The organism is Blastococcus sp. KM273128, from assembly GCF_021698975.1.
In the GTDB taxonomy this organism is placed as follows: domain Bacteria; phylum Actinomycetota; class Actinomycetes; order Mycobacteriales; family Geodermatophilaceae; genus Blastococcus.
The window spans coordinates 21,224-43,748 of sequence record NZ_SSXA01000010.1; the positions used below are offsets into that span (position 1 = coordinate 21,224).

At 75.7% G+C, this 22,525-nt stretch carries 22 protein-coding genes; 10 read left to right on the plus strand and 12 right to left on the minus strand.

Going from position 1 to position 22,525, the window contains the following annotated elements:
- The first annotated feature begins 43 nt into the window (after positions 1–43).
- Complete coding sequence (locus E9529_RS04750; protein WP_236825075.1) at positions 44–853, plus strand: ATP-binding cassette domain-containing protein; 810 nt, start codon at positions 44–46, stop codon at positions 851–853.
- A 10-nt stretch (positions 854–863) separates the two neighbouring features.
- Entirely contained in the window at positions 864–2,150 is a 1,287-nt protein-coding gene (locus tag E9529_RS04755; RefSeq protein WP_236829953.1) for a sugar ABC transporter permease, read from the plus strand.
- A 328-nt stretch (positions 2,151–2,478) separates the two neighbouring features.
- On the opposite strand, the gene E9529_RS04760 is transcribed toward E9529_RS04755, so the two are convergent.
- Together E9529_RS04760 and E9529_RS04765 are read right to left on the minus strand one after the other, a co-directional pair.
- A complete protein-coding gene (locus E9529_RS04760) occupies positions 2,479–3,729 on the minus strand; it encodes a ribonuclease D (RefSeq protein ID WP_374201312.1) in 1,251 nt (416 codons plus the stop codon).
- 133 nt (positions 3,730–3,862) lie between these two features.
- A complete protein-coding gene (locus tag E9529_RS04765) occupies positions 3,863–4,492 on the minus strand; it encodes a DUF3000 domain-containing protein (RefSeq protein ID WP_236829954.1) in 630 nt (209 codons plus the stop codon).
- A 93-nt stretch (positions 4,493–4,585) separates the two neighbouring features.
- On the opposite strand from E9529_RS04765, the gene hemE reads away from it, so the two are divergent.
- The 4 genes from hemE to hemQ all read left to right on the plus strand — a co-directional run bounded on the left by hemE (position 4,586) and on the right by hemQ (position 9,094).
- Positions 4,586–5,647, plus strand: a complete 1,062-nt coding sequence (hemE, locus tag E9529_RS04770) for a uroporphyrinogen decarboxylase (RefSeq protein ID WP_236829955.1) — start codon at positions 4,586–4,588, stop codon at positions 5,645–5,647.
- Positions 5,644–7,014, plus strand: a complete 1,371-nt coding sequence (gene hemG / locus E9529_RS04775; protein WP_236829956.1) for a protoporphyrinogen oxidase — start codon at positions 5,644–5,646, stop codon at positions 7,012–7,014. The genes hemE and hemG overlap by 4 nt, the downstream gene beginning before the upstream one ends.
- Before the next feature lie 339 nt (positions 7,015–7,353).
- Positions 7,354–8,325, plus strand: coding sequence for a hypothetical protein (locus tag E9529_RS04780; protein WP_236829957.1), 972 nt, complete (start codon positions 7,354–7,356; stop codon positions 8,323–8,325).
- 52 nt (positions 8,326–8,377) lie between these two features.
- Positions 8,378–9,094, plus strand: a complete 717-nt coding sequence (gene hemQ, locus E9529_RS04785; RefSeq protein ID WP_236829958.1) for a hydrogen peroxide-dependent heme synthase — start codon at positions 8,378–8,380, stop codon at positions 9,092–9,094.
- 76 nt (positions 9,095–9,170) lie between these two features.
- Here the strand turns inward: hemQ and msrB are convergent, their stop codons facing one another.
- Genes msrB through E9529_RS22565 form a run of 3 tightly spaced genes read right to left on the minus strand, consistent with a single transcriptional unit; the run spans position 9,171 to position 12,425 of the window.
- Entirely contained in the window at positions 9,171–9,587 is a 417-nt protein-coding gene (gene msrB / locus E9529_RS04790) for a peptide-methionine (R)-S-oxide reductase MsrB (protein ID WP_236829959.1), read from the minus strand.
- Between the two features lie 41 nt (positions 9,588–9,628).
- Complete coding sequence (locus E9529_RS04795; protein ID WP_236829960.1) at positions 9,629–10,294, minus strand: response regulator transcription factor; 666 nt, start codon at positions 10,292–10,294, stop codon at positions 9,629–9,631.
- A complete protein-coding gene (locus E9529_RS22565) occupies positions 10,287–12,425 on the minus strand; it encodes a sensor histidine kinase (protein ID WP_236829961.1) in 2,139 nt (712 codons plus the stop codon). The genes E9529_RS04795 and E9529_RS22565 overlap by 8 nt, the downstream gene beginning before the upstream one ends.
- A gap of 174 nt (positions 12,426–12,599) precedes the next feature.
- On the opposite strand from E9529_RS22565, the gene E9529_RS04805 reads away from it, so the two are divergent.
- Together E9529_RS04805 and E9529_RS04810 are read left to right on the plus strand one after the other, a co-directional pair.
- Positions 12,600–13,244 (plus strand): hypothetical protein, encoded by a 645-nt coding sequence (locus E9529_RS04805; protein WP_236829962.1) that lies wholly within the window; start codon positions 12,600–12,602, stop codon positions 13,242–13,244.
- 125 nt (positions 13,245–13,369) lie between these two features.
- Positions 13,370–13,846 carry a hypothetical protein gene (locus E9529_RS04810; protein ID WP_236829963.1) on the plus strand — a complete coding sequence of 159 codons (477 nt, stop codon included), beginning with the start codon at positions 13,370–13,372 and terminating at the stop codon, positions 13,844–13,846.
- Between the two features lie 101 nt (positions 13,847–13,947).
- Here the strand turns inward: E9529_RS04810 and E9529_RS04815 are convergent, their stop codons facing one another.
- On the minus strand, positions 13,948–14,151 hold the full coding sequence (locus tag E9529_RS04815) for a cold-shock protein (RefSeq protein WP_040339721.1): 204 nt from the start codon (positions 14,149–14,151) through the stop codon (positions 13,948–13,950).
- Positions 14,152–14,287: 136 nt separating this feature from the next.
- A complete protein-coding gene (locus tag E9529_RS04820; RefSeq protein ID WP_236829964.1) occupies positions 14,288–14,695 on the minus strand; it encodes a hypothetical protein in 408 nt (135 codons plus the stop codon).
- 257 nt (positions 14,696–14,952) lie between these two features.
- Between E9529_RS04820 and E9529_RS04825 the strand changes: the two genes are divergently transcribed.
- Both E9529_RS04825 and E9529_RS04830 read left to right on the plus strand, forming a co-directional pair.
- Positions 14,953–15,198, plus strand: a complete 246-nt coding sequence (locus E9529_RS04825; RefSeq protein ID WP_236829965.1) for a hypothetical protein — start codon at positions 14,953–14,955, stop codon at positions 15,196–15,198.
- Between the two features lie 232 nt (positions 15,199–15,430).
- Positions 15,431–16,066, plus strand: coding sequence for a PilZ domain-containing protein (locus tag E9529_RS04830; protein WP_236829966.1), 636 nt, complete (start codon positions 15,431–15,433; stop codon positions 16,064–16,066).
- 7 nt (positions 16,067–16,073) lie between these two features.
- On the opposite strand, the gene E9529_RS04835 is transcribed toward E9529_RS04830, so the two are convergent.
- From E9529_RS04835 to treZ, 5 genes are all read right to left on the minus strand, one after another.
- On the minus strand, positions 16,074–17,144 hold the full coding sequence (locus tag E9529_RS04835; protein WP_236829967.1) for a DNA polymerase domain-containing protein: 1,071 nt from the start codon (positions 17,142–17,144) through the stop codon (positions 16,074–16,076).
- A gap of 34 nt (positions 17,145–17,178) precedes the next feature.
- On the minus strand, positions 17,179–18,744 hold the full coding sequence (locus E9529_RS04840) for an alpha/beta hydrolase (protein WP_236829968.1): 1,566 nt from the start codon (positions 18,742–18,744) through the stop codon (positions 17,179–17,181).
- Positions 18,745–18,831: 87 nt separating this feature from the next.
- Positions 18,832–19,902: an ATP-dependent DNA ligase gene (locus E9529_RS04845; RefSeq protein WP_236829969.1), complete on the minus strand. Its 1,071-nt coding sequence runs from the start codon at positions 19,900–19,902 to the stop codon at positions 18,832–18,834.
- A gap of 65 nt (positions 19,903–19,967) precedes the next feature.
- On the minus strand, positions 19,968–20,696 hold the full coding sequence (locus E9529_RS04850; protein ID WP_236829970.1) for a dihydrofolate reductase family protein: 729 nt from the start codon (positions 20,694–20,696) through the stop codon (positions 19,968–19,970).
- 1 nt (position 20,697) lies between these two features.
- Positions 20,698–22,455, minus strand: a complete 1,758-nt coding sequence (gene treZ, locus E9529_RS04855) for a malto-oligosyltrehalose trehalohydrolase (protein ID WP_236829971.1) — start codon at positions 22,453–22,455, stop codon at positions 20,698–20,700.
- Between the last annotated feature and the right edge of the window lie 70 nt (positions 22,456–22,525).

Here is a 22,525-nt window from a genome sequence, read left to right on the forward strand (position 1 = left end):
GCCACGGTCTCCACCGACCGTTCCCTGCTGGAAGGACGCAGCGGTGTCCGCACTCGAACAGACCCCTCCCACCTCCTCGACCCTCGAGCGGCCCACGCTGAGCCTGCGGGGGGTCAACAAGAGCTTCGGGGCCGTCCAGGTCCTGCACGACGTCCACCTCGACGTCTACCCCGGCAAGGTCACCGCGCTGGTCGGTGACAACGGCGCCGGCAAGAGCACGCTGATCAAGTCCATCGCCGGCATCCACCCCATCGACTCGGGCACCGTCGAGTTCGAGGGCAAGCCGGTGCAGCTCAACGGCCCCCGCGACGCCGCTCGACTGGGGATCGAGGTCGTCTACCAGGACCTCGCGCTGGCCGACAACCTCGACGTCGTCCAGAACATGTTCCTGGGCCGCGAGCGCAAGCGCGGCGTGGTCCTCGACGAGGCCTCGATGGAGGAGGCCGCGCGGGACACGCTGACCAAGCTCTCGGTGCGCACGCTGAAGTCGGTGCGCCAGCTGGTGTCCAGCCTGTCCGGTGGCCAGCGGCAGACCGTGGCGATCGCCAAGGCCGTGCTCTGGGAGTCCAAGCTCGTCATCCTCGACGAGCCGACCGCCGCGCTGGGCGTCGCCCAGACCCGGCAGGTGCTCGACCTGGTGCGGCGGCTCGCCGACACCGGTCACGCCGTCGTCTTCATCACCCACAACATGGTCGACGTCTTCGAGGTCGCCGACCGCGTCGCCGCCCTGTACCTGGGCCGCGTCGCCGCCGACGTCCCGATCTCCGAGGTCGACCGCACCCAGGTCATCGAGCTGATCACCTCCGGCCGCTCCGGCGAGCTGGGGCTCGCGTCCGACGCGCTCGAGGACTGAGAGGACCCCCATGTCGAGCAACACCCTGACCGCCGCCGAGGCCAGCGGTCCGCACAAGCCGGCCGCGGGCTTCGAGGGCGACCAGCGGGACAACACCGTCGGCGGCGCCGTCCGCGGCTACCTGAACAAGCTGCGGGCCGGCGACCTCGGCGCGCTGCCCGCCGTCCTGGGCATCGTCGTCCTGGGCATCCTGTTCACCGCGCTGCGGCCGGACACCTTCCTCACCCCGCTGAACCTGGCCAACCTGCTGGTCCAGTCGACGCCGATCATCGTGCTGGCGATGGGCCTGGTCTTCGTCCTGCTCCTGGGCGAGATCGACCTCTCCGCCGGTGTGGTCAGCGGCGTCTGCTCGGCGGTGCTGGCACAGCTCCTGGTGCAGGCCGGGGTGGCCTGGCCGATCGCCGTGCTGGGCGCGATCGGGGCCGGCGCCGTCATCGGCGTCTTTACCGGCAGCCTGGTGGGCATCGTCGGCATCCCGTCCTTCGTCGTCACCCTGGCGCTGTTCCTCGGCTTCCAGGGCGTGACCCTGCGGCTGATCGGGCAGGGCGGCACCGTGCCGGTGCGCGAGCCGGTGATCCGGGCGCTGGCCAACGAGAACCTGCCGGTCACCCTCGGCTGGATCCTGGCCGTGCTGGTCGTCGTCGCCTACGCGGCCTTCGAGCTGTGGCGCTGGCGGTCGCAGCGCGCCCGCGGCCTGGCGCACCAGCCGCTGCTCCTCGTGGTGCTGCGCATCGCGGTGATCGCCGTCGTCGTGTTCGGCGTGACGGCGATCCTGAGCGTGGACCGGGCGCTGGCCGCCGCCATCGACCTCGCCGGTATCCCGTACGCGGTGCCGCTGGTGGTCGTGCTGCTGCTGGTGCTCACCTTCGTGCTCTCGCGGACCAGCTTCGGGCGGCACGTCTACGCCGTGGGCGGCAACGCGGAGGCCGCGCGCCGGGCCGGCATCAACGTGACCCGCATCCGCGTGCTGGCGTTCGTGATCTCGTCGAGCCTCGCGGCGATCAGCGGCATCCTGGCCACCTCGCGGCTGAGCTCGGTGACGCCGGACGCCGGTGCGGGCAACACGCTGCTGTACGCGGTGGGCGCCGCCGTCATCGGTGGCACCAGCCTCTTCGGTGGCCGCGGCCGGGCCCGGGACGCCGTCCTCGGTGGTCTGGTCATCGCGATCATCGCCAACGGGCTGGGGCTGCTCGGGGTCGCGGCGTACCTGAACTTCATCATCACCGGCGGGGTGCTGCTGCTCGCCGCGAGCGTCGACGCGCTCGCCCGCCGACGGGCCGCCACCGCCCGACGATGACCCCTGCCGCCCGTCGTGCTCAGCGCCGGCGGGCGGCAGGCGACCACGCCGACGCCGGCGCCGCCCGCACCCGCGGGCGGCGCCGGCGTCGTCGTCCGTCGTCCCGTGACCCCCGCCCAGGATCTCGGCGCCCGGGGGTCCTCTTCGCGCGCGGGTGGGTTCGGCGCCCGGGGGAGCATGTCGAGCCGCGCCACCGACCGTCGAGCCGCACCAGGGCGCGGCTCGACGGTCGGTGGCGCGGCTCGACCCGCCTGGCAGCAGGTGCCGCCGACCCCCGGAGCGACCGTCGGGGTGACCGTCCCACCGGGCAGCCACCCCGCTGCCGGACCTAGGCGCGGGTGGCGGCGTCGGCGAGCAGGTCGCGGGCCAGCTCGACCTGCCACTCGCGGGCGCCCCCGGCCCGCAGCGCCTCGGCGACCGCACCCGGGTCCCGCGGCTCCGGCGGGCTCCACATGATCCGCCGCACCAGGTCGGGGGAGAGGATGTTCTCCACCGGCACCGAGTGCTTCTCCGACAGCTCGGCGAGCCCGGCCCGCGCGACCTGCAGCCGCGTGGCGGCGGCGGGGTCGCGGTCGGCCCAGCGGTTCACCGGCGGGGGCCCGTCGCCCGGCTTGCTGTGCAGCGGCAGCTCGTCCTCGGGCAGGGCCTTGCCGCGGGCGAGCGCGTCGAACCAGTGCCGCACCAGGCGGCGGTTGGCCCGGCCGCGGAACACGGGCAGCTCCAGCAGGGCGCCCTCGTTCTTCGGATCGGCCTGGACGGCGGCGACCATCGCCGAGTCGGGCAGCACCCGGCCGGGGGCGACGTCCCGCTTGCGGGCCAGCTCGTCGCGCGCCTCCCAGATGGCCCGGAGCATGCCGAGCTGCCGGCGGCTGCGCAGGCCGTGGACGCCGGACGTGCGCCGCCACGGGTCCTGCCTCGGCGCGGGCGGGCCGGCGGCGAGGATCGCCTCGAACTCCTGCCGCGCCCACTCCGCCTTGCCCTGTTCCTCGAGGATCGCGGCCAGCGCGTCGCGCAGGTCGACCAGCACCTCGACGTCGAGGGCGGCGTAGACCAGCCACTCCTCCGGCAGCGGGCGGGTGCTCCAGTCGGCGGCGGAGTGCCCCTTCTGCAACGAGTAGCCGAGCAGCGACTCGACGACGGCGCCCAGGCCCACCCGTGGCAGACCGGCGAGCCGGGCGGCCAGCTCGGTGTCGAAGATGCGGGCCGGGACCAGCCCGATCTCGGCCAGGCAGGGCAGGTCCTGGTTGGCCGCGTGCAGCACCCACTCGACGTCGGCGATCGCGGCCTGCAGCACCGAGAGGTCCGGCAGCGGGATCGGGTCGAGCAGGCCGGTGCCGGAGCCCTCGCGGCGCAGCTGCACCAGGTAGGCGCGCTGCCCGTAGCGGTAGCCGGAGGCGCGCTCGGCGTCGACGGCGACCGGGCCGGTGCCGCCGCGCAGCGCCTCGGCGTACTCGACCAGCTGCGTGGAGGTCTCGATGACCGGCGGCAGCCCGTCGCGGGGGGCCAGCAGCGGGATCGCCTCGGGGCCCTCGGGGGCCGCCGGGTCCTGCGGTGGCCGGGGAGTGGGGTCGGTGCTCAGTTGCCGTCCACCTTCTTGCCGGTCCTCGTCGTTCGGTCCACCGGCGCCCGGGCCGAGGGCCGCCGCGACGATCGCGCCGATCCGAGGGGAGCACCGGCTCAGGCGGGCTCGGTGCCGCTGTGCCGCACCGATGTTAGAGAGTCTCGCTGCCGACCCGGTCGGAGGGACCCAGCAGGTGCACGCCGGGAGGGGGCAGCCCGGCGGCGTTGCCCAGCACCTCGAGCCAGGCGGCGAGGTGCCGGTCCAGGTCGGTGCCGACGGCCGTCCAGGAGGCGCGCAGCTCGACGTCGACCGAGTGCTCGGGGCCGGCCAGCTCGCCGAACCGCGTCGACGCGGTGCGGGTGACCGTGCCGCCGACGGTGTGGTGGGTGGCGCCGCAGTCGCCCAGCGCGTCGGTCAACCAGCTCCAGGCGACCTCGGAGAACATGGCGTCGTCCACCAGCTCCTCGTCGGTCGCGGCGGAGAGGTAGCCGACGCAGCGGGTCGTGCCGTGCCAGGCCTCGTGGCCGTCGGGGTCGAACAGCACGATGAACCGGGCGCTGGCTATCTCGGCGTCGTCCTCGTCGTCGGCCTCGGGGTCGGCCACGCGGGCGCCGAGGGCGACGGCGAACGGCGCCAGGCGCTGGGGGGCCGGGATGCGGCCGAGCTCGATCTCCGGGCGCACCCGCACCGCGGCCAGCGAATCCAGGGCGGCGCGGAACGCGGCCGGGACGGCGTCGTCCCGGTCCCGGTCCCCGGCGTCGGCCAGGTTGCGCGGCTCCACGTCCGCAGCGTAGGCCGGGAGGCGGCGCGGTGACGCCGACGCGCCGCACACGGCGGCGCGGAGCCTCCCGGCGGTCTGGGAGGATCGGCGGTCGTGAGTCCCGCTCCCGCCTCGGCGTCCCCGGCCGATTCCGACCTCGTCCGCGCCGCCCGTGGCCTCCCGGTGAGCCGCACCCCGGTCTGGTTCATGCGCCAGGCCGGCCGCTCGCTGCCCGAGTACCGGGCCCTGCGCGCCGGTACCAAGATGCTCGACGCCTGCCAGGACCCCGACCTGATCACCGAGATCACGCTGCAGCCGGTCCGCCGGCACGGGGTGGACGCGGCGATCTTCTTCTCCGACATCGTGCTGCCGCTGGTGGTCGCCGGGGTCGACATCGAGATCAAGCCCGGCGTCGGCCCCGTCGTCGCGCAGCCGGTGCGGACCGTCGCCGACGTCGACGCCCTGCCCGACCTCGACCCCGACCGGCTCGGGTTCCTGGGGACGGCGGTGCGCGCGCTGGTCGCCGAGCTCGGGGCCACCCCGCTCATCGGCTTCGCCGGGGCGCCGTTCACCCTCGCCACCTACCTCATCGAGGGCGGGCCCTCCAAGGAGCACGCCCGCACCAAGGCGTTCATGTACGCCGAGCCGGAGGCGTGGTCGCGGCTGCTGGCGAAGCTCGCGGTGTCCTCGTCGACCTTCCTGCGCGCGCAGATCGACGCCGGTGCCTCGGCGGTCCAGCTGTTCGACTCGTGGGCCGGCGTGCTCTCGGCCGCCGACTACGCCGAGCGGGTGCTGCCCCACTCGCGGGCGGTGTTCGACGGGCTGGGCGAGCGGGACGTGCCGCGCATCCACTTCGGCGTGGGCACCGGCGAGCTGCTGCCGCTCATCGGGGACGCCGGCGCGGACGTCGTCGGGGTGGACTGGCGGGTGCCGCTCGACGAGGCCGCGCGCCGCGTGGGCCCGGGGCGGTCGCTGCAGGGCAACCTGGACCCCGCCGTCCTGCTGGCCGACCGGGTGACCGTCGACCGCGAGGTCCGCCGCATCGTGGAGCAGGCGAGGGCCGCCCGCGGGCACGTCTTCAACCTCGGTCACGGCGTGCTGCCCGAGACCGATCCGGACGTGCTCACCCACGTCGTCGAGCTGGTCCACGAGCTGACCGCGTCGCCCACCGCATGAGCCCCCGCCGCCTGGTCGTCGTCGGCGCCGGGATCACCGGGCTGGCCGCCGCCTTCGAGTGGCGCCGCCGGCGCCCGGACGACGAGATCGTCGTCCTGGAGGCCGGCGACCGCGTCGGCGGGAAGCTGCACCGCGTGGAGCTGGCCGGCCACTGGTACGACACCGGGCCCGAGGCTGTGCTGGCCCGGGTACCGGAGGCGGTCGCGCTGGTCGAGGCCCTGGGCTGGGGCGACCGGCTGGTCGCGCCCGCGACCACCCAGGCCGCCGTCGTGCTGCCCGAGGGCCGGTTCCCGCTGCCGGCCGGGACCGTGCTCGGCGTGCCGGCGTCCGCGGACGGGCTCGACGGGATCCTCTCGCCGGCGGGCGTCGCCCGGGTGCGGGCCGAGGCGGAGCTGCCACCCCCGGCGGTCGACGGCGACGTCGCCGTCGGCGCGCTGCTGCGCGGGCGGCTCGGCGACGAGGTGGTCGACCGGCTGGTCGAGCCGCTGCTCGGCGGGGTCTACGCCGGCCGGGCCGACGAGCTGTCCCTCCAGGCCACGATGCCGGCCCTCTTCGCCCACCTGCCCGGTTCGCCCTCCGTGCTCGCCGCCGCCGCGGCGGCCCGGGACGCCGGCACCCGCAGCCGCGGTGACGCCGACGGCCCGGTGTTCGCGACCGTCGACCAGGGCATCGGCGCGCTGCCGGCGGCCCTGGTCGCCGCGGCGCGGGCGGAGGTCCGGCTGCGCACCCCGGCCCACGGGATCCGGCGGACCGCGACGGGGCTGGAGGTCTCGGTGGGCCCGGTCGGCACGCCCGAGGTGCTGCCCGCCGACGCCGTCCTGGTCGCCGTCCCCGCAGGCAAGGCCGCCCGGCTGCTGGCCGGCGTCGCCCCCGGCGCCACGGCGCCGCTGCAGGGCATCCCGTACGCCTCGATGGCCGTCGTCGCCATGGCCTTCCCCGCCCAGCAGGTCGACGCCGGGAGCGGGCTGCTGGTGCCCCCGGTGACCGGCCGGCTGGTGAAGGGCGTGACCGTCTCGTCCAGCAAGTGGCCGCACCTGGGCGGGGACGCCCTGCTGGTGCGCTCGTCGGTGGGCCGGTTCCGCGACGAGTCGGAGCTCCAGCGCACCGACGAGGACCTCACCGCCGCGGTGGTCGCCGACGTCGCCGACCTGCTCGGCCTCGCGCGACCCGAGCCGCTGGAGACCGCCGTCGTCCGCTGGGGCGGCGGCCTGCCGCAGTACCTCGTGGGGCACCAGGCGCGGGTGGACGCCGTGCGCGCCGCCGTCGCGGAGGTGCCGGGACTGGGCATCGCGGGGGCGGCCTTCCGCGGGGTCGGCGTCCCGGCCTGCATCCGCGACGCCCAGCACGCGGTGGCGGCACTGCTCTAGGCGCCGCGCCGCAGGGTGGAGATCGCGCCCGACGCCTGGCTCAGCCCTCCCGGCCGGCGGTGAGCGGTTCCCGGGACGCCCGTGGCCGAGGCCACCTCCGGCCACGGGCATCCCGGGCGATGGCACCGCGTTGGGATCGGCGTGAACACCCGCACCACCCCGATCCACACCACGTCCCGACCGCACCGATGCCTCCGCCACCACGTCTGGATGGCTGCCTGCGACGCCTGCCGCGAGGCGCACCGCGTGCCCGCGCCGCGCCATGCCCCGTCCACCGGGGAGCGCTCCACGCGCTGACCCCGGCTTGCCGTGGGCGGCGCAGCCCCGCAGGGTCGGGGCATGACCGGCACCCTCCTCCGCGGTCTCGCGGCCGGCGCCCTGGGCACCGTGGTCCTCGACGCCGTGAACCACCTCGACATGGCCGTCCGCGGCCGACCGGCCAGCTCGGTGCCGGAGCGCACCGTCGAGGCCGCTGCGTCCGCGCTCGGCCGCGACGTGCCCGGCCGCGGGCAGGCCCGCCGGAGCCGGCTCGGCGCCCTGGGGGCGCTCGCCGGCACCGCCAACGGCCTGGCCGGCGGGCTGCTGGCCAGCGCCCTGCGCTCGGCGGGGGTGCGCTTCCCCGCGCCGGTGGGCGCGCTCGTCGCCGGCGGCACGTCGATGGCGCTCACCGACGGTGCGGTCGCCGCGCTCGGGGTCGAGGACCCGCGCACCTGGGGCAGGGAGGAGTGGCTGGCCGACGCCGTCCCGCACCTGGCCTACGGGGCCGCGGTGCAGGCGGTGCTGGAGGGCGTGCCCACCGAGGCCGAGCGCGCCGCCCCGGTCCGCCCGGCGTCGGCGGGGCTGACGGCCCGGGCGCTGCTGCTGGGCCTGGCGGCCGGTGGCCGGAGCTCCCTCGGCCTCGCCGGACCGGCGCTGACCGCGCCGACCCGGCCGGGCGCCCCCGGGCACCGCTCGCGGCCCGCCCGGCTGGTCGCGCTGGCGTCGCTGGCCGGGGAGGTCATGGCCGACAAGCAGCCGGGCACCCCCGACCGCACGCAGCCCGGCCCGCTGGTCGGTCGGCTGGCGGCCGCGGCGGCCGGCGGGCGGGCGCTGGCCGCGCGCGAGCGGGCGAACGGCGCGCTGCCCGTCCTGGCCGCGGCGGTGGGCGGCCTGGCCGGCAGCGTCGGCGGCCTGCGCTGGCGCCGCTGGGCCCTCTCCCGCATGCCCGACCTGCAGGCCGCCCTCCTCGAGGACGCCGTCGCGCTCGGCCTCGCCGCCGCAGCCTGCCTGCCCGGCCGGTCGCGGCCGCTGCTGGTCGCCGTCCCGCGGTAGATCACAGACCCTCGCGGGCTGCGGGCGCGCCGCGCGCGCGACAATGGGCGGCATGAGCGACCAGGTCGAGGAACGCAGCATCGGCAAGCGGGCCAACGAGCTCAACGCCACGATCCGCTACACGATGTGGTCGGTGTTCCGGCTGGCCCGCCCGCTGGACGACGAGCGGCGCCACCACGTCGCCGCCGAGGTGACCGAGCTGTTCACCGAGCTGGCCGGCAAGGACGTCGTCGTCCGCGGCACCTACGACGTCGCCGGCTTCCGGGCCGACGCCGACCTCATGGTGTGGTGGCACGCGCCCACCGCCGAGGCGCTGCAGGAGGCCTACACCCGGCTGCGCCGCACCACCCTGGGCCGGCACCTGGAGCCGGTGTGGTCGCAGCTGGCGCTGCACCGCCCCGCGGAGTTCAACCGCAGCCACATCCCGGCGTTCCTGGCCGAGGAGGAGCCGCGGCGCTACATCTGCGTCTACCCGTTCGTGCGTTCCTACGAGTGGTACCTGCTGCCCGACGAGGAGCGGCGGGACATGCTCAAGGAGCACGGCATGCAGGCCCGGCCGTACCCCGACGTGCGGGCCAACACCGTCGCCGCCTTCGCCCTGGGCGACTACGAGTGGATGCTCGCTTTCGAGGCCGACGAGCTGCACCGCATCGTCGACCTGATGCGCGACCTGCGGGCCAGCCGGGCCCGGCGGCACGTCCGCGAGGAGGTGCCGTTCTACACCGGCGTCCGCAAGGCCGTCGCCGAGCTGGTCCACGACCTGGCCTGATCGCCTTCCGGGGTGTTCCTCGCGCCCCGGGAGTCCTGCAGGACCCCGGGAGCACGAGGACGACCCCGGGAGCGGGCTACTCCGCGGGCTGGAGCCGGATCGAGACGCTGTTGATGCAGTAGCGGTCGCCGGTCGGCGTCTGCGGCGCGTCGTCGAACAGGTGGCCCAGGTGGCTGTGGCAGGTCGCGCACAGCACCTCGGTGCGGACCATCCCGAAGCTGCGGTCCTCGCGGAGGATCACGTTGTCCTCGGCGGAGGCCTCGTAGAACGAGGGCCAGCCGCAGTGCGAGTCGAACTTGGTCTCCGAGCGGAACAGCTCGGCACCGCAGGCGCGGCACTCGTAGACGCCGACGGTCTTGGTGTCGACGTACTCACCGGTCCAGGGCCGCTCGGTGCCGGCCTGACGCAGCACCTGGTACTCCTCCGGCGACAGCTGCGCCCGCCACTCCTCGTCGGTCTTCGTGACCTGGGGCTTCTGGGGGGAGGTCGTCATGCCTGGTCGAACGAGCGGCTCCGCGCCGCCATTCCCGGTGCTCAGCGGCCCAGCCCGGCGTCGCGGGCCCGCACGATCGCCTGGGCCCGGTCGGTGACCTGCAGCTTGGCCAGCACGTTGGAGACGTTGTTGCGCACCGTCTTGGGGGAGAGGTACAGCGCGGCGGCGATCTGCGCGTTGGAGCGCCCGGCGGCGACCAGGTCGAGCACCTCCCGCTCGCGCGCGGTCAGCTGCGGGAACGCCGTCTCCGGCCCGGACGGCCCGCCGGCGAAGAAGTCGGCGATCCGCCGGGCCAGCGCGGCGCCGAACACCGCGCCGCCCGAGGCCACCGTGGTGACCGCCCGCACGACCTCCTCCTGGTCGGCGCCCTTGAGCAGGTAGCCCCGCGCACCGGCACGGACGGCGGCGAACACGGTGCCGTCGTCCTCGCTCATGGTGAGGACGACGACGCCGACCGACGGCGACGCCGAGGTCACCCGCCGGGTCGCCTCGATCCCGTCGATGCCGGGCATCTGCACGTCCATGACGACGACGTCGGGCTGCTGCTCGAGCGCCAGGGCGACCGCCGCCTCGCCGTCGGCGGCGGCCCCCACCACGCTGATGCCCGGGACGCTGTCGAGCAGCATGGCCAGGCCGTCGCGGTAGACCGGGTGGTCGTCGGCCACGACGATCCGCAGCGGCTCGTCGTCCCGGGCGGGTTCACCCACGCTTCTCTCCTCCCTCGGCGGGCAGGACCGCCCGCACCACCGTCCCGCCGTCGGGCGGGCAGGACACCGTGCACCGGCCGCCGAGCTCGGCGGCGCGCTCGCGCAGCGACACCAGCCCCACCCCTGCCGGGGCGTCCGGCGGGATGCCGACGCCGTCGTCGGTCACGGTCAGCACCAGCGACCGGTCGCCGCCGCGGACGAGCTCCACCCGGCAGGTCGTGGCGCCGGCGTGCCGGGCGACGTTGGCCAGCGCCTCCGACGCGATGCGGTAGGCGGCGACCTCGACCGCGGCGGGGAGGTCGTCGGCGGCCGGGTCGGCCTCCACCGTGGTGACCGTGCCGGCGCCCAGCAGCCGGTCGGCCTGCTGGCGCACCGCCCCGGTCAGGCCCAGGTCGTCCAGCGCCGGCGGCCGCAGGTCGTGCACCAGCCGGCGGACGTCGCCCAGCGCGCCGGCGACGTCGTCCCGGGCCGCGCGCAGCAGCCGGTCGGCGTCCTCGGCGCGCCCCGCGGCGGTGAGGTTGCGGGCGGTGTCGATGCGCAGGACGACGGCGCCCAGGCTGGGACCCAGCCCGTCGTGCAGGTCGCGGCGCAGCCGGCGCCGCTCCTCCTCGCGCGCGGACACCAGCTCCTCCCGGCTCTGCTGCAGCTGGGCGGCGAGCGAGCTGGCCCGTGCGGCGGCCGCCGCCTGGCGCACGACGTCGGCCAGCAGCCCCTCGTCGCGGGTGACCAGGTGCGCCCGGACGCCGTCGCCGGGCAGCAGCAGGCGGCCGACCTCCTCGCCGCGGTAGGCGATCGGCAGCGACCGCACGGAGGCGGGCCGCCGGCCGTGCTCGGCCACCAGCCGCTCACCGGCCGCGTGGTCGACCTCGACCCCGACGTAGGGGGAGCGGAACGCCTCGGCGACGCCCGCCGCGATCGCCACGAGCTGGGCCTCGACGTCCTCGGACCGCTCCAGCCGCGCCGCCAGCTCCGAGACGACGCGGTAGGGGTCGTCCCGCTCGCCGAGCACCCAGCGCCGGACCAGGCGCCACAGCGGTGCGCGCAGCGGCACGTAGGCGGCCGCGACGAGCAGCAGCGTCAGCAGCGTGGCGTCCCGCTCGCCGAACCGGTCGCCGAGCAGGGCCCCCGCACCCGCGAGCACCGCGAGGTCGAGCAGCACCACGCCGATGCCGAGCACGCCGTAGACCACGGTGCCGCCGAGCAGCCGGTCGATGTCGACCGCGCGCGGGCGCAGGATGCCGAGGGTGACCGCCGTCCCGGTCAGCGCCACGGCGAGGGAGAGGGTCGCGGTGGTGGGGCCGCCCGGCAGGAGGAAGGTGGAGAGCATCACCAGCAGGTCGACGACGGCCGCCCAGAGCAGCCAGCGCATCCGGCGGCGGTCCTCACCGCGTGCCCGCCGGTAGCGGGTCACGACCGCGGCCGCGGGGAACGCGACCCCCAGCAGGGCGAGCGGGAAGGCGATCCGCAGCCCCGCCTGGGCGATCTCCGGCGGGATCGGCAGGGTGGTGAGGTCCAGGTCGATGCCCGCGTAGACGTCGGGCACGCCGGAGCCGTCCCGCGAGTAGGCGACCTCGGAGGGGACGACCAGCAGCAGGGCCGGCAGCAGCGCGCTGGAGACCAGGCTCGCGACGGACAGCCGGCGCAGCCGGCCGGCGGGCAGCCGCCCGTCGGGGTAGAGGAGCAGCAGCAGCGGCAGGCCGAGCAGCAGGAGCGCCCCGAGCCGCTCCACGGTCCAGGAGGCGAAGCCGGCACCCGCCAGCGGGGGATCGCTGCGCAGCGCATGCGTCAGCCACGACTCGGCCAGCCCGTCCGTCGCCCAGAGCACCGCCGTCGCGGCGACCACCCACGACAGGGCGTTGCGGGGCACGCGGGTGAGCAGCAGCCAGGCGGGCACGGCGAGGGCGAGGCCCGGCAGCGCGACGACCCACCCGAGCTCGGTTCCGCCGCGCGCCGCCCGGGCCGCGTCCGGGGTGCTCGCGTCGAGGACGCCGGCGGCGACCGTCGAGGCCACCACCACGGCGACGACGAGCCAGGCGGCGGCGCGCGGCCGACCGGAGCCGGGCGGGGGCGCGGCGCCGGCCTCCGGGGGCGCGGCGCCGGCCGCCTCCGCGACAGAGGTCCTCGTCTGCACGCGCAGATCCTGGCCTGCCGGTGTCCTGGACGTCACGAGGCAGGTGTCCCGGGTCTCCCGGGACAGTTCTCGGGACCGGATCCGGGGCGGCGGGCCCTGGGTGCCCGGGACGCGTCCCCGCGACGGTTCTCCCAGGCGGTGCACAGGGCACCGCACCACACCACGGGAGACGAGATGTCGCTCAGCACCACCCCCGCCCCGGCGCGCACCGACCTGGCCGCGCCCGCCGGCTCCGCACCCCGGGCCTCCGCCCTCCTGGTCCGCCGCGCCGGCGTCGCCCTCGCCGCCGGCGCCGGCAGCTGGGCGGTCGCCTGCGCGTTCCTGGGCACGACGCCGCCGGCCGGCACCTGGCAGGCCACCGTCGTCAACCTGGCCGCGGTGGCGTTCCAGATCGGCCTGATCTTCCTGGTCACCGTGCAGATGCGGACCGGCGCGATCGGCACCGGGCGGCTGGCCCGGCGGCTGCTGCACGTCGAGCACGGCCTGCTGGCGGTGGCCACGCTGTCCTCGCTCATGTGGGCGCTGACGCCCGCGCTCTACGACACCGGCTTCTTCTTCGTGATCGACCTCTTCTGGCCGCTGTCCATGCTGGGCATGGCGGCGATCGGGGTGCGGATCGCGATCGCCGGCCGCTGGACGGGCGTCGCCCGCTTCTGGCCGGCCGTCGCCGAGAGCTGGGCGCCGGTCACCGTCCCGACCGCCTTCCTGCTGCCGGAGATCACCCAGTACGTGGGTGCCGCGCACCTGCTCGTCGGGTACGTCGCGCTGGGCGTCGTCCTCGCCACGCGGCCGCACCTCACCGGCGCCCGCGGCTGCTGACGGGCCGTCCTGGCCCCGCCGCTCGCCAGCTCCCGGCGGAATGTGCACAAAAGGCCTGAGTGCCCCGCCTCCCTCCCCGGGAGGCGGGGCACCGGCGCGTCCGGGGGCCGGGGGACACTGGCGGGGTGACCTCAGCCCCCGAGCCGCCCGACGGCCTGCTGCCCGACGTCTGGTTCACCCGCGACCTGCCCGTGCTGCGGGCGATCGCCCGGCTGGTCGACGAGCCGAAGCACGGCGGCGCGCCCTACCTGCTGGGATCGGTGGTGCCGGGCAGCGGGCTGCCGAAGGCGGAGGTGATCGCGGCGGCGAAGGCGCTGGCGGCCGCCGGCTACATCGAGCCGCTCACCAACCACGCCGGCGACATCGTGCGCATCACCGCGATCTCGGCGGAGGCGCGCCGGCTCACCGGCCTCTGGCCGACCCCGCAGGGCGAGTGGGAGCGGCTGCTGGAGCAGCTGGCGGCCCGGGCCGCGAACGCGCACACCGACGTCGAGCGGCAGCGCTGGCGGGCGTTCGCCGAGGCGGCCGCCGCGGTGGGGGAGCACGACGGCGCGCTGCTCATGTCGGCGCTGATCGGCGGGTACGTACCCCGCGCCCGCTGACCGGTCCGGCCGCCCGGCAGTGCGGGCGCGGCACAGCCGGGCCCGGGAACGACGAAGCCCCCGCCCGGGAACCGGACGGGGGCCTCGTGCTGATCAGGCGATCAGAGCGGGGTGACGTTCGCAGCCTGCGGGCCCTTCTGGCCCTGCTCGATGTCGAACGCGATCCGCTGGCCTTCATCGAGCGAGCGGTACCCGCTGGTCTGGATGGCCGAGTAGTGGACGAACACGTCCGGTCCGCCGCCGTCCGGGGTGGCGAAGCCGAACCCCTTCTCCGCGTTGAACCACTTGACAGTTCCTTCGGGCATTGCTCGCTCCTAGCTGAGGTGGTGCATCGGGGTCCTGCCATAGCGCAGGGCCTTCCCGACGCGCCCACCCTAGCCGTCGATCGCCGGAAGAGAACACCGGCGCGGCTCAACTGTGACCTGCGACTCCTTCCGCGGGTCACAGCAGGCGGCCGGGCTCCTCGGGGAAGTCGGGGGCCACGCGCCGGCCGCGGCGGCCTCGAACGGGTCCGTAGGCGCCGACCGAGTACGGGTCGCGGGCGGGCGTGGCCGACGGCAGCGCCAGCGGCTCGGGCCGCCACGAGCGCACGCCGATCGGCCGCTCCGCGAGGAACACCGGGGCCGCGGGCGGGCGCAGCCGGGCGGCCGCCGCCGGCGACCAGCGGCGCAGCGCCAGGTGCCCGGCCAGCAGGACGGCGAGGGTGATCGAGACGGTGAGGAAGGCGTCGGTGACCGCCGTCGCCACGTCGAGGGCGGTGATCCGGGGCCAGCCGATCGTCTCCAGCCGGTGCCCGACCAGCTCGACGACGACGTACAGCGCGCCGTACGCCAGCAACCAGATCCTCACCCGTGCTCCTCCACCGTGGTCGACAGGTGCATCGACCACCGCTACCCCGGGCTGGAGCACCCGGCGAGGTGCGGGCACCGCCGCTCACCCGTCCGGGGGAGCGGCGCCGTCCGGGCGGAGGACGGCCGCCGGCCGCCCTGGCGACCGGCGCGGTCTTGCGGTTTTCCTGCGCTTCCCTCGGCACCGCCGTGCGGCTGCTCCCCGACGGTGGGAACTGCCGGACGGATCCGGCGCGCCACCGATCCAGGAGAACCGCCATGCAGCCGCTCGTCGCCCCGCCCGTGCCCGCCCGCACCGCCGTCCCGGCCGGTGCCGTCGTCCTGCGCGACGTGGGGGACCTGCACGACGCGGACCTGGACCAGCTCCTCGCCGAACGCCTGGCCGAGTCCGCCGACGCGCTGCGTGCCGCGGTGACCGCCGCCCGGCTGGTGCAGCAGATCGGCCGGCCGGACGCCCTGCTGGCGCACCGCCTCGACGCGGCCGCGCACCGGCTGGCCGGCTGACAGCGGACCGCACGGCGACGGGCCGCCCCTCACCCCTCCGGGTGGGGAGGCGGCCCGTTCCGGTTCTGCAGCGGCTCGTAGCTGCCGATGGGCTCCCCGCGTCGCCGGATGACCGGCGGCCCCGCCGACCTGCAGGACACGCCACCTGGGTGGACCGTTCCCGCTGGTCGCCGCGCTAGCTTCCGCGCGGGCGCAACGGCGTCCGCCCGTCCCGCACGCAGTGGAGGACCCCATGACCGAGCCGGAGCACGACCGGCCCGAGGAGAGCAGCCAGGCCGACGTCACCCTCGTGGCGCGCGGGCTCACGGCGACGGCGCAGGTGGAGGTCTCCAACGAGAACACCGTCGTCGTCCGCCCCCTCGGCGAGGGCACGGAGTGGAAGCGGGCCATCAAGCCCGGGGACCCGGTGGCCCTCTACTGGGTGAGCGGCTACGAGGAGCGCTCCCTCCCCGCGAAGATCACCAGCGTGGAGGCCGGCGACGAGCCGCTGTGGCACCTCGTGCCCACGGGACCGGCGGAACGCAGCCAGCGCCGGCGCACGGTGCGCGCCCGGGTCGAGGTCCCCGTCGTCATGCCGTGGCTCGACGGGCTGCTCGTCGGCTCGACGGTCGACCTCAGCGAGGCCGGGCTGCGCGCGCTGGTCGACGGGTGGGGGCTGCCCCCGGACCCGGGGACGCGGGCGCACATGAGCCTGACGATCGGCGACGTCACCGTCGACGTGCGCGGCGCGATCGTCCGCCAGCAGACCCAGGGTGCGCGGTGGCTGCTGTCGATGCAGTTCCACGACGTCGAGGAGAGGGACGCCGACGTGCTGCGCCGCCGGGTCTTCCAGGCGCTGCGCGAGGAGCGCGCTGCCGCGGTCGACTGAGAGTCGCTCAGTCCCCGGCGGTCGCGGGCCGGCGGGCGCGGCTGGGCTGCACCCGCATCGGCTCGCCCGGCATCTTCGGGTAGTCCGGCGGGTACGGGAGGTCGCCGAGGCCGTCGTCGGCGGCCTGGCGCTCGGCGAGCTCGAGCAGCGGCTCGATGCCGAACGCGTGGTCGGCCAGCCCGGCGTGCTTGTCACCGACCGCCCGGAACCTCTCCGGCATGGTCAGCACGGTGAAGTCGGTGGGGTGCACGTCGGGCAGTTCGTCCCAGTCGACCGGCGCGGAGACCGGGGCGTGCGGCCTGGGCCGGATGGAGTAGGCCGACGCGATGGTGCGGTCCCGGGCCATCTGGTTGTAGTCGATGAAGATCTTCTCGCCGCGCTCCTCCTTCCACCACGACATCGTCACCTGGTCAGGCAGCCGGCGTTCCAGCTCCCGGCCGAAGGCGATGACGGCGCGGCGGACGTCGGTGAAGGTCCACCGCGGCAGGATCGGCACGTAGACGTGCACCCCCCGGCCGCCGGAGGTCTTCGGCCAGCCCTCCATGCCGAACTCGTGCAGCAGCTCGCGGACGTGGGGGGCCACCCGCACCGCGTCGGAGAAGTCGGTGCCCGGCTGCGGGTCGAGGTCGATGCGGATCTGGTTCGGGGACTCGACGTCGTCCTTGCCCACCGGCCACGGGTGGAAGGTGAGCGTGCCCAGGTTCGCGCACCAGGCGACGACGGCGACCGAGTCCGGCGCGATCTCGTCGGCGGTCCGCCCGCTGGGGAACGTGATGTGCGCCGTCGGCACCCAGGCGGGAGCGTTCTTGGGCACCCGCTTCTGGTAGAACGCGTCGCCGGTGTTGTCCACCCGCGTGGAGATGCGGGCGCCCTCGAACACCCCGCCCGGCCAGCGCTCCAGCGTCGTCGGCCGGTCCCTCAGGGCGAACAGGATCCCGTCGCCCACCGCGAGGAAGTACTCGACGACGTCGATCTTGCGGATCCCGTGCTCGGCGAAGTACGGCTTCTCCGGGTTGGAGACCCGCACCTCGTGCCCGTCGACGTGCAGGACGACGGCGTCCTTGCTGCTGCTGGCCATCGCGTCGCTCCGCTCGTCGGTGGGCTGCCGAGTCTCACGCAGGACAGGTGAGCCCGTCCACGGGGACCGCCAGGTCGACGAGGTAGGCGTTGACCGCGGCCGTCACGCACTCGGTCTTCGGGTAGGCGGTGTGGCCCTGGCCCTGCCAGGTGAGCAGGACGCCGCTGTCGAGGTCCTCGGCGAGGTCGACGGCGCCGGGCAGCGGGGTCACCGGGTCACCCGAGGTGCCGACCACCAGGATCGGGGCGCTGCCCTCGGCGTCGCGCTCGGGCACCGGGGTGCGCTCGGCGTCCCAGACCGAGCAGGTGAACAGCCCGGCGGCCGCCCCGGCCCCGAACAGCGGGTACCGCTCGCCCCACTCGGCGGCGAGCTCCCGCACCCGCTCCTCGGGCACCGTCTCCTCGGTGTCGGCGCAGTTGATCGCCACGTTGGCGTCGAGCAGGTTGGAGTAGGTGCCGTCCTCGAGCCGCCCGCTGTAGTCGTCGGCCAGCGAGAACAGCAGCCGCGCGTCGCCGTTGCGCGCGGCGGCCAGGCCCTGCGCCAGCTGCGGCCAGGAGGCGGTGTCGTAGAGCGCGGCCTGCACCGCGGTGAGGATGACCCCGGGCGTGGCCTGGCGGGTCTCGCCCTCCTCGCTGCTGGGGACGGGCGTGGTCTGCGCCTGGGCCAGCAGCTCCTCGAGGAAGAGTCGGGGGTCCTCGCCCAGCGGGCAGCCGGCGACGAGGCCGCGGCAGTTCTCGGCGAAGGCGTCGAAACCGGCCTCGAACGCCGCGGCGCGGGCCTCGGCGTCGGCGACCGCGTCGACGTCGGGGTCGACGGCGGCGTCCAGCACCATCGCCCGCACCCGGTCGGGGTACAGCTCGGCGTAGGTGGAGCCCAGCGTGGTGCCGTAGGAGTAGCCGAGGTAGGTCAGCTGGTCCTCGCCGAGGGCCTGCCGCAGCTGCTCCATGTCGCGGGCGGTGTCCACGGTGTTGAAGGTGCCCAGCGCGTCGCCGTACTCCTCGGCGCAGCCCGCGGCGATCTCCTCGGAGAGCGCGAAGACGGCGTCGAGCTGCTCGTCGGTGGTCGGGCGCGGCTCCGCGGCGATCGCGCGGTCCTTGAGCTCCTGGGGGATGCACTCGACCGGCGTGGACAGGCCCACGCCGCGCGGGTCGAAACCGACGACGTCGAAGCGGCGCAGCACGTCCTCGGGGAGGGTCAGCGCCAGCCCGATGGCGGCGTCGGCGCCGGAGCCCCCCGGGCCGCCCGGGTTGACCATCAGCGAGCCGAGCTCGTCGGTCTGACCGGCCAGCGAGGCGCGGACGAGGAACAGCGGCAGCGTGGCGCCGCCGGGCTCGTCGTAGCTGATCGGCACGTCGGTGCGGCCGCACTCGAAGGCGATGTCGCGCTCGCTGCCCGGCTGCCCCTCGACGAGCGGCTGGATCTGCGCGTCACAGTCGGTCCACTCGATCGGCGCGACCTCGGGCTCGGCCGGTGCCGCCGTGGTGGTGCTCGCCGCCGGCTCCTCGTCGGTCTCGCCGAAGGAGGTGCAGCCGGTGAGCACGAGGGGCAGGGCCAGCAGCAGGCCGGACGCGGCGGCCGGGAGGCCACGGTGCAGACGCATGATCACGAGCATAAGGACCTCCCGGCCCCCCCACCGCTCGCACGCTCGCGGCGGGACCCTGCCGGGAGGCCTGCTGCGGCGCACCCTTCAGCCGTCGAGGACCTCGGCGAGGTCGTAGCGGACCGGCACGTCGAGCTGGTCGTACGTGCAGCTGCGGGGGTCCCGGTCGGGGCGCCAGCGGAGGAACTGCCCGGTGTGACGAAGTCGACGCCCCTCGAGCTGGTCGTACTTGATCTCGACGACCAGCTCGGGGCGCAGCGGCACCCACGAGAGGTCCTTCTTCGCGTTCCACCGGCTCACCGCGCCGGGCATCCGCTGCTCGCCGTCGGCCTGCACCTGGGCGTTGGCCCAGTCCTGCCACGGGTGGCCGTCCAGCGCCTCGGCGCGGTAGGGCGCGAGCTCCTCGACCAGCTCGGCCCGGCGCGCCATCGGGAAGGACGCCGCGACGCCGATGTGCTGCAGCTCCTCGCCGTCGTAGAGGCCGAGCAGCAGGGAGCCGACGATCGGCCCGCTCTTGTGCCAGCGGAAGCCGGCGACGACGCAGTCCGCCGTCCGCACGTGCTTGACCTTGGTCATCAGCCGCTGGTCGGGGCCGTAGGGCAGGTCGGCGGACTTGGCGACGACGCCGTCGAGGCCCGCGCCCTCGAATGTCTCGAACCAGCGCTCGGCGGTGGCGGCGTCCCGCGTGACGCCGGTCAGGTGCACCGGCGGGCGGGCCCCGGCGAGCGCGACCTCGAGCCGGGCGCGGCGCTCCGCGAACGGCGTCTCCAGCAGCGACTCGTCGCCGAGGGCGAGCAGGTCGAAGGCGATGAAGGAGGCCGGGGTCTGCTCGGCGAGGAGGGTGATCCGCGACTCGGCCGGGTGGATCCGCTGCAGCAGCGCCTCGAAGTGCAGCCGGTCGTCCCGCGGCACGACGATCTCGCCGTCGACGACGCACCGCTCGGGCAGGTTCTCCTTCACCGCGGCGACGACCTCGGGGAAGTAGCGGGTCAGCGGGCGCTCGTTGCGGCTGCCCAGCTCCACCTCGTCGCCGTCGCGGAAGACGATGCAGCGGAACCCGTCCCACTTCGGCTCGTAGAACCACTCGTCGCCGACCGGCACCTTGGTGGCGGCCTTCGCGAGCATCGGCTTCACCGGCGGCAGCAGCGGGAGGTCCATGCCGGTCAGTCAAGCAGCCACCGGCGGCCGCGGACCACGGTCGGGTTCCCGTCGGGTGGGGCCTGCTACGCACCCACCGCGTAGCGCGCGAAGAGCGTGCCGTCCTCCTCGAGCAGCTGCCGCAGGTCCAGCCGGACCGGGGCGGGCAGCGCGGCGTCCAGCAACCGGGTCCCGCCGCCGACCAGCGCGGGCGCGATCGACAGGTCCAGCTCGTCGACGACGCCGGCGGCCAGGGCGCTGCGCAGCAGCTGCGGCCCGCCCTCGCAGGTGACCTGCTCGAGCCCGCGGTCGGCGAGGGCGGCCAGCGCGGTGGGCAGGTCGACGTCGTCGTCGCCGCAGACCAGCACGTCCGCCCCGGCCGCGGTGAGCGCCGCGCGGCGGCCGGGCTCGGCGGCGGCGCAGGTGACGACGACGGTGGGAAAGACGGCGCCGGTGACCAGCGCCGAGGCCGGGTCCAGCGACGCCCGCCGGGTGACCACCGCGACCGGGGCGGTCGGCGGCCGGCCGATCGACGCGCGCAGCCGGCCGACGGCGGAGCCCGGCAGCACCGGCCGGTAGCCCTCGGCCGACGCCGTCCCGTGCCCGACGAGGACGACGTCGGCCAGCGCGCGCAGCACCCGGAACACCCGCCGGTCACCGGGGGAGCCCAGCCCCTCGCTCCGCCCGCCGACGGTGGTCGCACCGTCCGGCGAGGCGATGAAGTTCACCCGCAGCGAGCGGCCGGGCGGCAGCCGGTAGGCCTCGACCAGCCCGTCGTGGTCGAGCGGGGCCGGGTCGGGGAGCAGCCGGCGCACGTCAGCGGGTGGCGAGCACGGCCGCGCTCTCGGCGGGCAGGGTCACCGTCGTGCCGTCGAGCCGGGGCGCGTCACCGGTGGAGAAGACCACGCCGGTGGCCGCCCGGTCCAGGTCGACCTCCCTCGGTTGGCCGGCCAGGTTGGCCACCACCCGCAGCGAGCCGCGGTGCACCGTGATCGTGCGGTCCTCGTCGTCCCAGGCCACCTCGACGGCGCGCAGGTCGGGGTCGGCCAGCTCCGGGTGCTGCCGGCGCAGCGCCAGGAGCGTCCGCGTGACCGCCAGCAGCCCGGCGTGCGGCTCCTTCCCGGGCTCGGCCCAGTCGAGCTTGGAGCGGCGGAAGGTCTCCGGGTCCTGCGGGTCGGGCACCTCGTCGGCGTCCCACCCGTGCTCGGCGAACTCGCCCTTGCGGCCCTCCGCCGTCGCCCGTCCGATCTCCGGGTCGGTGTGGCTGGTGAAGAACTGCCACGGCGTGGACGCGCCCCACTCCTCGCCCATGAAGAGCATCGGGGTGAACGGGCTGGTGAGCACCAGGGTCGCGCCGACGCCGAGCAGGCCGGGGGAGAGGGTGGCGGAGACGCGGTCGCCGACGGCGCGGTTGCCGATCTGGTCGTGGTCCTGCAGGTAGCCGACGAACTTCCAGCCCGGCAGGTGCGCGGTGTCGACCGGCCGGCCGTGGGTGCGGCGGCGGAAGCTCGACCACGCGCCGTCGTGGAAGAAGGCGCCGGTGAGGGTCTTGGCCAGGCCGCCCAGCCCGGCCTCGGCGAAGTCGCGGTAGTAGCCCTGGCCCTCGCCGGTCAGCGTGGCGTGCAGCGCGTGGTGGAAGTCGTCGCTCCACTGGGCGTGGATGCCGGTGCCGCCGGCGATCCGCGGCGTGACCATCCGCGGGTCGTTGAGGTCGCTCTCGGCGATCAGGGTGAGCGGCCGGCCGAGGGTGGCGGAGAGCCGGTCGACCTCCTCGGCCATCTCCTCCAGCAGGTGGGTGGCCCGCTCGTCGACGAGCGCATGCACGGCGTCCAGGCGCAGCCCGTCGACGTGCATGTCGCGCAGCCACATCAGAGCGTTGTCGAGGATGTAGCGGCGCACCTCGTCGGAGTCCGGCCCCGACAGGTTCACCGACTCGCCCCAGGTGTTCGCGCCGCCCTCGCTGAAGATCGGCATGAACAGCGGGAGGTAGTTGCCGGACGGGCCGAGGTGGTTGTAGACGACGTCCTGGATGACGCCGATCCCCCGCTGGTGGCAGGCGTCGACGAACCGCTGGTAGGCCCCGGGGCCGCCGTAGGTCTCCTGCACCGCGTACCAGAGGACACCGTCGTAGCCCCAGTTGTGGGTGCCGTCGAAGCCGTTGACCGGCAGCAGCTCGACGAAGTCGACGCCGAGGGCGACCAGGTGGTCGAGCTTGCCGATCGCCGAGTCCAGCGTGCCCTCGGGCGTGAAGGTGCCGACGTGCAGCTCGTAGACCACGCCCCCCGCGAGCGGCCGGCCGGTCCAGGCGCCGTCGCCCCACGCGTGCGCCGAGGGGTCGAAGCGGCGGGAGAGGCCGTGCACGCCGTCGGGCTGGCGGCGGGAACGCGGGTCCGGGTAGGCCTTGCCGTCGTCGTCGCCGAGCAGGAAGCCGTAGTCGGCGTCGGGGCGCGCCGGCACCTCGGCGCGCCACCACCCGGCGTCGTCCCGCCGCATGTCGTGCACGGTGCCGTCGACCTGCACGCGCACCCGCTCGGGCAGCGGCGCCCAGACGGCGAATTCGACGGGTGCGGGCATGCGGGGCCTCCTGGACGGGTCGGGCGGGGGTCGGACGGTGTCCTTCCCGGACGGCGGCCGTCGAACCGTC

Coding starts and splice junctions, on each gene's coding strand:
- E9529_RS04755 (WP_236829953.1), top strand. CDS start 864: ATGTCGAGCAACACCCTGACCGCCGCCGAGGCCAGCGGTCCGCACAAG.
- hemG (WP_236829956.1), top strand. CDS start 5,644: ATGAGCCCCCGCCGCCTGGTCGTCGTCGGCGCCGGGATCACCGGGCTG.
- E9529_RS04780 (WP_236829957.1), top strand. CDS start 7,354: ATGACCGGCACCCTCCTCCGCGGTCTCGCGGCCGGCGCCCTGGGCACC.
- hemQ (WP_236829958.1), top strand. CDS start 8,378: ATGAGCGACCAGGTCGAGGAACGCAGCATCGGCAAGCGGGCCAACGAG.
- msrB (WP_236829959.1), bottom strand. CDS start 9,587: ATGACGACCTCCCCCCAGAAGCCCCAGGTCACGAAGACCGACGAGGAG.
- E9529_RS04805 (WP_236829962.1), top strand. CDS start 12,600: ATGTCGCTCAGCACCACCCCCGCCCCGGCGCGCACCGACCTGGCCGCG.
- E9529_RS04815 (WP_040339721.1), bottom strand. CDS start 14,151: ATGCCCGAAGGAACTGTCAAGTGGTTCAACGCGGAGAAGGGGTTCGGC.
- E9529_RS04825 (WP_236829965.1), top strand. CDS start 14,953: ATGCAGCCGCTCGTCGCCCCGCCCGTGCCCGCCCGCACCGCCGTCCCG.
- E9529_RS04830 (WP_236829966.1), top strand. CDS start 15,431: ATGACCGAGCCGGAGCACGACCGGCCCGAGGAGAGCAGCCAGGCCGAC.
- E9529_RS04835 (WP_236829967.1), bottom strand. CDS start 17,144: ATGGCCAGCAGCAGCAAGGACGCCGTCGTCCTGCACGTCGACGGGCAC.
- E9529_RS04840 (WP_236829968.1), bottom strand. CDS start 18,744: ATGCGTCTGCACCGTGGCCTCCCGGCCGCCGCGTCCGGCCTGCTGCTG.
- E9529_RS04845 (WP_236829969.1), bottom strand. CDS start 19,902: ATGGACCTCCCGCTGCTGCCGCCGGTGAAGCCGATGCTCGCGAAGGCC.
- treZ (WP_236829971.1), bottom strand. CDS start 22,455: ATGCCCGCACCCGTCGAATTCGCCGTCTGGGCGCCGCTGCCCGAGCGG.